The sequence below is a fragment of the Duganella sp. OV510 genome, assembly GCF_900100205.1.
Taxonomy (GTDB): Bacteria; Pseudomonadota; Gammaproteobacteria; order Burkholderiales; family Burkholderiaceae_D; genus Rugamonas.
On record NZ_FNEQ01000017.1, the window covers coordinates 21,264 to 32,253 of the forward strand.

Below are 10,990 nucleotides of genomic sequence, written 5' to 3' on the forward strand. Positions count from 1 at the left end.
ACAATGAAGTACGCTGATTTTTATCAGCGCTCTATCGTCACGCCTGAAGCATTCTGGCGGGACGAAGCTGCGCTCATCGACTGGCACACGCCGTTCACGCAGGTGCTGGATGATTCCCGCCCACCATTTGCCCGCTGGTTCGTGGGCGGAAAGACCAACTTGTGCCACAACGCGGTGGACCGCTGGTGCGCGACGCAGGGTGAGAAGCCGGCGCTGATCGCCATCTCCACTGAAACCAACACGGAGCGCAGCTACTCCTTTAATCAACTGCATGTGGAAGTGCAGCGCTGGGCGGCGATGATGCAATCGCTTGGTGTGCGCAAAGGCGATCGCGTGCTGATCTACATGCCGATGATCGCCGAAGCCGCATTCGCCATGCTGGCCTGTGCGCGCATCGGCGCGGTGCACTCGGTGGTGTTCGGCGGTTTTGCCGCCAACAGCCTGGCCAGCCGCATCGACGACGCCAGGCCGGTACTGGTCGTCTCGGCCGACGCGGGCTCACGCAACGGCAAGGCGATCCCCTACAAGCCGCTGCTGGATGAGGCGATCTCGCTGTCGTCCGCCAAGCCGTCGCGCGTGCTGCTGGTTGATCGCGGTCTGGCGCCGATGCAGCGCACGGAAGGACGCGATGTCGATTACGCGGCGCTGAGCGCTGCGCACCTGGCCGCGCATGTGCCGGTCACTTGGCTGGAGTCGAACGAGCCTTCGTATATTCTCTACACCTCCGGCACCACCGGCAAGCCGAAAGGCGTGCAGCGCGATGTCGGCGGTTACGCGGTGGCGCTGGCTGCTTCGATGCAGCACAATTTCTGCGGCAAAGCTGGCGAGACCTTCTTTGCCACCTCGGACATCGGCTGGGTGGTGGGCCACTCCTACATCGTCTACGGCCCGCTGATTGCCGGCATGGCGACCATCATGTACGAAGGTTTGCCGATCTGCCCCGATCCCGGCATCTGGTGGCGCATCGTCGAGAAGCACAAGGTCACGCGCATGTTCTCCGCGCCGACCGCGATCCGCGTGCTGCGCAAACAGCCGCCGGAATACATGCGCAAGCATGACAAGTCGTCGCTGAAGGCGCTGTACCTGGCCGGCGAGCCATTGGACGAAACCACATCAAGCTGGATTGCCTCCGAACTGGGCGTGCCGATCATCGACAACTACTGGCAGACAGAAACCGGCTGGCCCATCCTGTCTATCGCCAAGGGGATAGAGGATGTGCCGACCAGACTTGGCAGCCCAGGCGTCGCCATGTACGGCTACAAGGTCAAGCTGATCAACGAAGCCACCGGTGACGAATGCGCCGCCAACGAAAAAGGTGTGCTGATGATCGAAGGCCCGCTGCCGCCAGGCTGTATGCAAACCATCTACGGCGACGACCAGCGCTTCGTCGATACGTACTGGACGCAGCAGCTGTACTCCACGTTCGACTGGGGCGTACGCGATGAAGACGGCTACTACTTTATCCTTGGCCGCACCGATGATGTGATCAACGTTGCCGGCCACCGCCTCGGCACGCGCGAGATCGAGGAGTCGATCACCAGCCATCCGAATGTGTCGGAGGTCGCAGTGGTCGGCGTCGAGGACAAGATCAAGGGCCAGGTGGCGGTGGCCTTCGCGATTCTGAAGGACGCCAAAGCCGGCACGCTGGAACAGGATGTGATGGCGGTGGTGGACCGCCAACTGGGCGCGGTGGCGCGGCCAGCACGCGTGTACTTCGTCACGCAATTGCCGAAGACGCGTTCCGGTAAATTGCTGCGCCGCTCCATCCAGGCAATTTGTGAAGGACGCAGCCCCGGCGACGTCACCACCATCGAAGATCCTGCTTCGCTGCAGCAAATTCAGCGTGCGCTGTTGTAAGGCTTCGGTAAGGCTGCTCTTCTATTCTGTGTGTAAGCTCGAATAGAAGAGCATCAATAACGGAGACACACAATGCATGACGATCTTGTTCAACAACTCAAGCGCGACCCCAATTATCACAAACTGGTCAAGACGCGCTCCCGCTTCGGCTGGCTGCTTACCGCAGCAATGCTGGTCGTCTACTACGGCTACATCCTGCTGATTGCATTCGACAAAGAATTCCTGGCCGCGAAAACCGGTGATGGCGTGATGACCTGGGGCATGCCGATTGGCCTGTTCGTCATCATCTTCACGGTGCTCATTACCGGCATCTACGTACGCCGCGCCAACAGCGAGTACGATCAACTGACCCAAGCCATCCACGACAAGGTGAAAGCATGAGCATCTTGAAGAAACTGATGGCGCCAGCACTGCTGGCTGCATGTGGCGCCGCGCTGGCAGCCGGTGGAGACCTGGGCCAGGCCGCCAAACAGCCTACCAACTGGACCGCGATCACCATGTTCGGCGTGTTCGTGGTGTTCACGCTGTATATCACCAAATGGGCGGCCGCTAAAACCCGCTCCGCATCCGACTTCTACACCGCCGGCGGCGGCATCACCGGTTTCCAGAACGGCCTGGCGATTGCCGGCGACTTCATGTCGGCGGCGTCGTTCCTCGGCATCTCCGCTTCGGTCTTCCTGAACGGTTACGATGGCCTGATCTACGCCATCGGCTTCCTGGTCGGCTGGCCGATCATCACCTTCCTGATGGCGGAGCGCCTGCGTAACCTGGGCCGCTTCACCTTTGCCGACGTTGCCGCCTATCGCTTCAAGCAGGCGCCGATCCGCATCTTCTCGGCTTCCGGCACGCTGGTGGTGGTGGCCTTCTACCTGATCGCGCAGATGGTCGGCGCCGGTCAGTTGATCAAGCTGCTGTTTGGCCTGGAATACTGGATCGCCGTGGTGCTGGTCGGTACGCTGATGATGATCTACGTGCTGTTCGGCGGCATGACCGCCACCACCTGGGTGCAGATCATCAAGGCCGTGATGCTGCTGGGCGGCGCAAGCTTCATGGCGATTGCCGTGCTGGCGCAGTTCAACTTCAGCCCTGAAGCGCTGTTCGCCAAATCGGTGGAGCTGCACGCCAACAAAGAAGCCATCATGGGGCCAGGCACCTTCATCAAGGACCCTGTGTCGGCGATCTCGTTCGGCATGGCGCTCATGTTCGGCACCGCCGGCCTGCCGCACATCCTGATGCGTTTCTTCACCGTGCCAAGCGCGAAAGAGGCGCGCAAGTCGGTGTTCTGGGCCACCACCTGGATCGCCTACTTCTACGTCCTGACCTTCATCATCGGTTTCGGCGCCATCGTTTTGGTGAGCACCAATCCTGAGTTCAAGGATGCGGCAGGCAAGCTCCTGGGCGGTAACAACATGGCTGCGGTGCACCTGGCCAAAGCGGTTGGCGGCAATGTCTTCCTGGGCTTCATCTCGGCTGTGGCCTTCGCCACCATCCTGGCCGTGGTTGCCGGCCTGACGCTGTCCGGCGCATCGGCGGTATCGCATGACCTGTATGCCACCGTGATCGCCAAGGGCAAAGCCAGCGGCGCGAGCGAACTGCGCGTGTCGAAGATCACCACCATTGTGCTGGGCATCGTCGCCGTGGTGCTGGGGATCGCGTTCGAGAAGCAGAACATCGCTTTCATGGTATCGCTGGCGTTTGCGATTGCCGCCTCGGCCAACTTCCCGGTACTGTTCATGTCCGTGCTGTGGAAGGATTGCACCACGCGCGGCGCCACCATCGGCGGCTTTATCGGCCTGACGCTGGCGCTGGTAATGACCGTGCTGTCGAAGTCCGTGTGGGTCGATGTGCTGGGTCATGCCGAAGCGCTGTTCCCTTACGCTTCGCCTGCCATCTTCTCGATGCCGGCCGGCTTCCTGGGTATCTGGATCTTCTCGCTGCTGGACCGCAGTCCGCGTGCGCGCATCGACCGCGCCGGCTTTGAAGCGCAGGAAATGCGTTCGGAAACCGGCATCGGCGCAGCCGGCGCAAGCGCGCATTAATAGAAACATCACCTTGTAGCATAGACAACGCCCGGCATGCCGGGCGTTGTCGTTTTTAGGCGTTTGACGCAAGCACATTAATAGCGATTGCCTGGAATGTGGTTTATCATCGATCAACTATGCTGCCCAGGTATCGAGAGTCGACCCATCAGGAATTCGTTGCCGAAGCGCTTGCGCTGATCGGCGTGCCAGGCTGCGCCTGCAATGCCGAGGGCGCCGTGCTGGCGGCGAATGCGGAGCTGGTGACGCTGCTGGGCTTTGATCCTTGCGGTCGTCCTGTGGGTGAGCTGTTCGCGCGCCATATGCGCGCCGCCGCAGTTGAGCAACTGCACAGCGCCGATGCGGGCCGCTGGGACAGCTGCCTGATTTGCGCCGATGGACGCTACCTGTCGGTGCAGGTCTGGACCAAGCCGCTGCCCGACGATGGCGCCACCATCGTCTTCCACGACATCACCGAAGTCCAGCGCGACCAGCGCGCGCTGCGCAAGACGCTGCTGGAGCAGCAGGCCATCCTGGAGAATGCCGCCGTCGGCATCCTGTTCAGCAAGGATGGCATTATCCAGGAATGCAATATCCGCTGTGCCGAAATGCTGGGCTATAGCCGGCAGGAGCTGGAAGGCGCACCGAGCCTGATCGCTTATCCCAGCGAGGCGGACTACATCAAGCTGGGGCAGGATGCCGGGCCGCCGCTGACGCGCGGCCAGTCCTTCACCGGCGAAATCCAGTTGCGCCGCAAGGATGGCACGCTGTTCTGGGCGCGCCTGTACGGCCGCGCCGTCGATCCGCTGCACAATGCCGAGGGCACGGTGTGGATCATGGAAGACATTCATGACCTGCGGCTAGACGGTGAAAAGCTGCAGCGCATGCTGCTGGAGCAGAAGGCCATCCACGACAACGCCTCGGTCGGCATCCTGTTCACCAAGGCGCAGATCATGATGAGCTGTAACGTGCGCATGGCCGAGATGTTTGGCTACGCGCCGGGCGAGATGGAAGGGCTGCCATCGGCCACGGTGTTCCAGTCGGAGGAACACTATGCGCAGTTTGGCCGCGAGGCGGGGCCGTTGCTGGGCGTTGGCCAGCCGTTTGAAAAAACGGCCTGGCAGTTCCGCCGCAAGGACGGCAGCCTGTTCTGGTGCCGCGTGCGCGCGAATGCGGTGGACTTCGAACATCGCGGCGGCGGCACCATCTGGATATTGGAGGACGTGACCGAGTCGCTGCAAACCCAGATGGAGGTCGAGGCGATCATGACCAACGCCTCGATGAGCATCCTGTTTACCAAGAACCGCGTCATCACGCGCTACAACAGCGGCTTTGCCGAGATGTTCCGCTACGATGAAGCCTCGGGCCTGGGCCTGCCCGGACGCGCGCTGTATCCCTCGCAGGAAGCCTATGAGCGGCTGGGCGCGGAGGCGTATCCCTTCCTCTCGATCGGCAAGCCGTTTCAGACCGAGATCGAGATGCGCCGCGCCGACGATAGCACCCTGTGGGCGCAGCTGATCGGCTACGTGGTCAATCCGGACGACCCGTCGCAAGGCACGATCTGGGTGATCGAAGACCGCACCGAGCAAAAGCGCGCCGAGGAAGCGCTGCGCAATGCGCTGTTGGAGAATCAGGCGATCCTGGACAGCGCGGTGCTGGGCATCTCGGTGGTGGAGCATGGCCGCAACCTGCGCTGCAACCGCAAGATGGAAGAACTGTTCGGCTACGGGCCGGGCGAGATGAATCACCTCAGCGTGCAAGCCTTCTACGCCGACAAGCAGGCGTGGGAACGCGCCCGCGCCGAGACGGTGCGCGATTTCGGATCCGGCCATGTCAATGTCTCGGAATATGAGCTGGTGCGCAAGGATGGCAGCACTTTCTGGGGGCGCCTGTCTGGCCGCCCGTTCGACCTGGCGCAGGCGCGCGGGCGTTCGGTGTGGCTGGTGGACGACATCACCGCGCGGCGCGAGGCGGCGGAAGCGGTGGCGCGCGCCCGCGATGAACTGGAATTGCGGGTGCAGGAACGCACGGCGGAACTGGCCGGCGCCAATGCGCAGTTGCAGGGCGAGATCGTCGAGCGCCGCCAAGCGGAAGCGCGCGTGCATCATATGGCGTATCACGACAATCTGACCGGGCTGCCGAACCGCGCGCTGTTGTCGGACCGGCTGGACCGCGCCATGATGGCGGCGCAGCGCTCCGAGCGCAAGCTGGCGGTGATGTTCATTGACCTGGACCGCTTCAAGACCATCAACGATTCGCTGGGCCACATGACCGGCGACCAGTTGCTGAAGGAAGTCGCCGCCCGCCTGTGCGGCGCGGTGCGCGCCAGCGATACCGTGGCCCGTCTCGGCGGCGACGAGTTCGTGGTGCTGGTGCCGGGCATCCGCGCGACGGACGAGGCCAGCCAGGTGGCGGAAAAAATCATCGAGGCATTGTCGGACTGCTTCCCGCTGGAAGGCCGCAACCTGCATATCACGCCATCGATCGGCATCAGCGTCTATCCTGATGATGGCGGCGATGTCGAAACCCTGATGCGCAACGCCGATGGCGCCATGTACCACGCCAAGGCCAGTGGCCGTAATAACTACCAGTTCTTCAAGGAGGCGATGAATTTGTCGGCCGCGCTCCACTTCGAGCTGGAATCCAGCCTGCGCGGCGCGCTGGCGGCCAAGGAATTCGAACTGTACTTCCAACCCATCATGGACATCGGCACGCGCCGGCTGCACGCGATGGAGGTGCTGCTGCGCTGGCGGCGCGGCGGCACGGAGCTGGTCACGCCGGACCAGTTCATTCCCATCATCGAGGAAAACGGCATGATCGTGCCGATTGGCGAGTGGGTGATACGCCAGGCGTGCAAGCAAAGCATGACGTGGCAAAACCAGGGCATGAAGCCGGTGCCGCTGGCGGTCAACCTGTCGCCGCGCCAGTTCATGCATCGCGGGCTGGTGGATTCGGTGCGCGACATCCTCGACGAAACCGGCATCGATCCGGCGCTGATCGAGTTTGAGATCACCGAGACAGCGCTGATGCAGCACGGCGAGCAGACGCTGGAAATCCTCGGCCACATCAACGCCATGGGCATCCGCCTGTCGATCGACGATTTCGGCACCGGCTATTCATCGCTGGCTTACCTGAAGCGCTTCCCGGTCAAGAAGATCAAGATCGACCGCGCCTTCATCAAGGACCTGGAAGAGAGCGCGGAAGACCGCGCGATTGTGGCGGCGATCATCGCGCTATCGGACAGCCTGCAGCTGTCGGTGGTGGCGGAGGGCGTCGAGACGGAAGGGCAGTATGCGCTGTTGCAGCGGCACGGCTGCCAGTTCGCGCAAGGCTATCTGTTCTCGCAGCCGGTGCCGCACATGACGGCCCAGCTGCTGCTGCCGAGGACTTAGGCGAAGGTGGCGATCACCGGCGTGTGGTCGGACGGCTGTTCCCATTTGCGTGGCACGCGGTCGATCGCGCAAGCCGTGCAGCGCTGCTTGAGCGCATCCGACAGCAGCAGGTGGTCGATGCGCAGGCCTTTGTTGAGGCGGAAACCGAGGCCACGGTAGTCCCACCAGCTGTACGATTTATCGGCCTGCTCGAACATGCGGAAGGCGTCGGTCAGGCCGATGTCCAGCAGGCGCTTGAGCTGCGCGCGCTCTTCCGGCGACACATGCACCATGCCTTCCCACGCGGCCGGATCGTGTACGTCGCGGTCTTCCGGCGCGATGTTGTAATCCCCCACCACCGCCAATTGTGGATATTGTGCCGCCTGTTCCTGTATCCAGTCATGGAAGGCGTTCAGCCAGGCCATCTTGTACAGGAATTTTTCCGAGCCCACCGCCTGGCCGTTCGGCACATAGGCGCACACCACGCGCACGCCGTCGATGGTGCCGGCGATGATGCGCTGCTGCGGGTCTTCAAATTTCGGGTTGTTTTTGACGATATCGTGGATCGGCAGCTTCGAAATCAGTGCTACGCCGTTGTAGGTCTTCTGCCCGGTATAGGCTACGTGATAGCCCGCCGCCTCCAGTTCTGCCAACGGAAACTTGTCGTCCGTCAATTTTGTTTCTTGAATCGCTAGCACATCTACCGGGTTTTCCTCTAGCCACTTTATAACGTGCGGCAGTCTTACGTTCAAAGAGTTAACATTCCAAGTGGCTATTTTCATATCATGCTTTCATGCGATGGTTCGTGTTGCTTGCATCTTACAGCATCCGGATTTAACACATATCATTACCATCTTGTAAAGCTGTATGAAAAAACATGAAAAACCCTTCCTTAGGATGGGGGCGAGGCCCTAAAATGTTGCGTAATGTGTGAAATCAAAAAATAATTTCCAATACTGTCTCCTTGTTGTCAAAATAGAACTGGAAACCAAGACAAAGTAAGCAAATTAGAAATATACTTGTACAAACTTAGTGGAAAACTTGTGTTTCCGTTTAGCAACATAAAACAGCAAAATCCGCGTATCTTTTTGCGTTGTAGTGATGCAATGAATGATACTATATGGAAATAATTTGTAGTTTTTATCGTGAATTGCGCGTAGCGCATTTGCAAAGGAATAAAAAATGCGAACTGCATTTGAGGCATGGGCACAGCGCGACGGCCACATCGTCCGCCGACGTGAAGACAAGCCAGAAGAGTATCTGGTCTTCGAAACGCAACGCCGCTGGGTTATCTGGCAAGCGGCGCTGGAACATGGCAAAACGCCAGGCGGCCGCAAGACCGCTGCGCAAAAGGAAGCTGCTGCCGCTGAAAAGCGCGCCGCCGAGTCCGTGCAACGTCCGCCGGCGATCAACGCCGACGAAGCGGCTGTGCGCAACCAGGTGCTGAACGAAGTGCTGGACGCTTTCTCGACGCTGGGCGGCGAGCGTGGCATGGACGACATCCTGAAGGTGGTGCAGGGCCTGAAGAAAAGGCAGGAGCAGGCCGCCGAGCCAGTGCAGGCAAAAGCGCAAGCGCCGGCACGCCAGGACGCCTGAAGTACAAGGCGTAAAGTGCAAGGCTTTACGCCGCTTGATTAAGCATATAGAACCGCCAGCGGGCTGCTACACTGGTCTGTATCTTCATTCCAGAGACAGACCATGTATTTCCGCCCCGCTGCAGCGGTTGCGTTGCTTGCCTCGCTGGCAGGCTGCGCCTCCCTGACTGAATCCACCGATCAAAACGTGCTGGTGCAGACCGTGCTCGATCATCGCGAAATCGCCGGTGTCGGCTGCGTGCTGTATAACGACATGGGCAAATGGTTTGTCACCACGCCGGCGCGCATCACGCTGCGCAAGAGCGCGGGACCGCTGCGCATCGACTGCCAGAAAGCCGGCAGGGGATGGGCGTATGAAAAGGTCGACTCCAGGGCGGACGCCAATATCTGGGGGAATCTGGTGTTGACGGCCGGTGTCGGCGTCTATGTGGACCGGAATACCGGCGCGGGCTATGACTACCCGGACGTGCTGACCGTCGTCATGCGTCCCGCGCAGGAAAAGGAAGAAGGGCCGGCGCCGGCATCCGGCGTGACCCTGTTCTGATGCGTTTAACGCTTAGTTGGAACGATTGATCAGGAAGTTCGACAGCAGCGGCACAGGACGGCCGGTTGCGCCTTTCGCACCGCCCGATTTCCACGCGGTGCCGGCGATGTCCAGATGCGCCCAGGTGTACTTGCGGGTGAAGTTTTCCAGGAACGCGGCGGCGGTGCACGAAGCGCCGCCCGGCGTGCCGATGTTGGCCAGGTCGGCGAAGTTGGACTTCAGCTGCTCGTTGTACTCTTCGCCGATCGGCAGGCGCCATGCGGTGTCGCTGGCGTTTTTACCGGCGGCCATGATCTCGTCGGCCAGCTGGTTGTGGGCGTCGTCGTCACGCGTGAACAGGCCGCTCTTGTGGTGGCCCAGGGCGACGATGCAGGCGCCGGTCAGCGTGGCGATGTCGATCACCGCAGCCGGGTTGAAACGCTCGGCGTAGGTCAGTGCGTCGCACAGTACCAGGCGGCCTTCGGCGTCGGTGTTGAGGATTTCGATGGTCAGGCCGTTCATCGAGGTGACGATGTCGCCCGGCTTGGTGGCGCGGCCGGATGGCATGTTCTCGCACGAAGCGATGACGCCGATCACGTTCAGCTTCAGGTTCATCTCACCGATGGCGCGGAAGGTGCCCAGCACCGAGGCGGCACCGCCCATGTCGTACTTCATTTCATCCATGCCAGGACCGGCTTTCAGCGAAATGCCGCCGGTGTCGAAGGTGATGCCTTTGCCGACCAGCACCACCGGTGCATCCTTGGCCTTGCCGCCCATGTGCTTGATGATGATGAATTTCGGCGGCTGCTCGCTGCCGTTGGTAACCGACAGGAAGCTGTTCATCTTCAGTGCTTCCAGCTGTTTGCGGTCCAGCACTTCGACGTCGAACTTGTAGTCCTTGCCCAATTTTTTGGCAACGTTGGCCAGGTGGGTCGGGGTGCAGACGTTGGCCGAGGTGTTGCCCAGCTCCTTGGTCAGGTCCATGCCGTTGGCGATTGCCACGGCTTGCGCCAGCGCGACCTTGGTGGCGGCGCTATTTGGCACGGCCAGGGCGATTTTCTTGACGCCAGCGACGGCCGGATCTTTCTTGCTTTTCTGGCCGTCGGTGCGGAATGCCGACTCGTGGGCGGCCTGCACCACGCAGCGGATCGCCCAATTGACGTCACGCTCTTTCACTTCGGTCATCGGCAATGCGATAATAGCGTCGCTCGTGCCGAGGGTGGAGAACACTTTCAGCGCGGCAGTCACGCCGCCGGCAAAGCTTTTCTCGGCGACCGTGTCATCGCTGCCCAGGCCGACCAGCAGCACGCGCTCGGCGGCCGTGCCTTTGACGCCGCGCAGCAGCAGGGTGGTGCCGGCTTTGCCGGTAATGTCGCCGGACTTCAGCGCAGCGGTGATTTCACCAGCGCCGTCCAGCGCCTTGGCAGCTTGCGACAGCTTTTTGTTCTCGAAGACCGCCACGGCGATAACGCCGGCTTTGGCCGTAGCGATGGTGTTTTTTGTGTCGAATGCTTTTATGCTAAAGTCCATTTGATTCTCCGTGTCGTGTACGTACTTAAAACTTTTATGGTCCCGCATAGCGTCAGTTTGCGCTTAAAAGCGGGGCCAAACTACCGAATTATAATC

General features: G+C 60.9%; 8 protein-coding genes. 6 read left to right on the top strand and 2 right to left on the bottom strand.

From position 1 onward, the window contains the following. Window positions 1–3 precede the first annotated feature (3 nt). The 4 genes from BLS51_RS28760 (at window position 4) to BLS51_RS28775 (ending at window position 7,267) form a co-directional block, all read left to right on the top strand. Entirely contained in the window at window positions 4–1,857 is a 1,854-nt protein-coding gene (locus BLS51_RS28760; RefSeq protein ID WP_090191486.1) for a propionate--CoA ligase, read from the top strand. A gap of 72 nt (window positions 1,858–1,929) precedes the next feature. Next, window positions 1,930–2,238 (top strand): DUF485 domain-containing protein, encoded by a 309-nt coding sequence (locus tag BLS51_RS28765; RefSeq protein WP_090191488.1) that lies wholly within the window; start codon window positions 1,930–1,932, stop codon window positions 2,236–2,238. Further along, window positions 2,235–3,896 carry a cation acetate symporter gene (locus tag BLS51_RS28770; RefSeq protein ID WP_090191491.1) on the top strand — a complete coding sequence of 554 codons (1,662 nt, stop codon included), beginning with the start codon at window positions 2,235–2,237 and terminating at the stop codon, window positions 3,894–3,896. The genes BLS51_RS28765 and BLS51_RS28770 overlap by 4 nt, the downstream gene beginning before the upstream one ends. 119 nt (window positions 3,897–4,015) lie before the next feature. Continuing rightward, window positions 4,016–7,267 carry a bifunctional diguanylate cyclase/phosphodiesterase gene (locus BLS51_RS28775; RefSeq protein ID WP_090191493.1) on the top strand — a complete coding sequence of 1,084 codons (3,252 nt, stop codon included), beginning with the start codon at window positions 4,016–4,018 and terminating at the stop codon, window positions 7,265–7,267. On the opposite strand, the gene xth is transcribed toward BLS51_RS28775, so the two are convergent. Next, window positions 7,264–8,028, bottom strand: coding sequence for an exodeoxyribonuclease III (gene xth, locus BLS51_RS28780; protein WP_090191496.1), 765 nt, complete (start codon window positions 8,026–8,028; stop codon window positions 7,264–7,266). The genes BLS51_RS28775 and xth overlap by 4 nt on opposite strands. A gap of 400 nt (window positions 8,029–8,428) precedes the next feature. Between xth and BLS51_RS28785 the strand changes: the two genes are divergently transcribed. Beyond that, a complete protein-coding gene (locus tag BLS51_RS28785; protein ID WP_090191498.1) occupies window positions 8,429–8,842 on the top strand; it encodes a phiTE_015 family protein in 414 nt (137 codons plus the stop codon). 102 nt (window positions 8,843–8,944) lie between these two features. After that, window positions 8,945–9,385 carry a hypothetical protein gene (locus BLS51_RS28790; RefSeq protein ID WP_229207761.1) on the top strand — a complete coding sequence of 147 codons (441 nt, stop codon included), beginning with the start codon at window positions 8,945–8,947 and terminating at the stop codon, window positions 9,383–9,385. Window positions 9,386–9,397: 12 nt separating this feature from the next. Here the strand turns inward: BLS51_RS28790 and BLS51_RS28795 are convergent, their stop codons facing one another. Further along, window positions 9,398–10,894, bottom strand: coding sequence for a leucyl aminopeptidase (locus tag BLS51_RS28795; RefSeq protein WP_090191501.1), 1,497 nt, complete (start codon window positions 10,892–10,894; stop codon window positions 9,398–9,400). Between the last annotated feature and the right edge of the window lie 96 nt (window positions 10,895–10,990).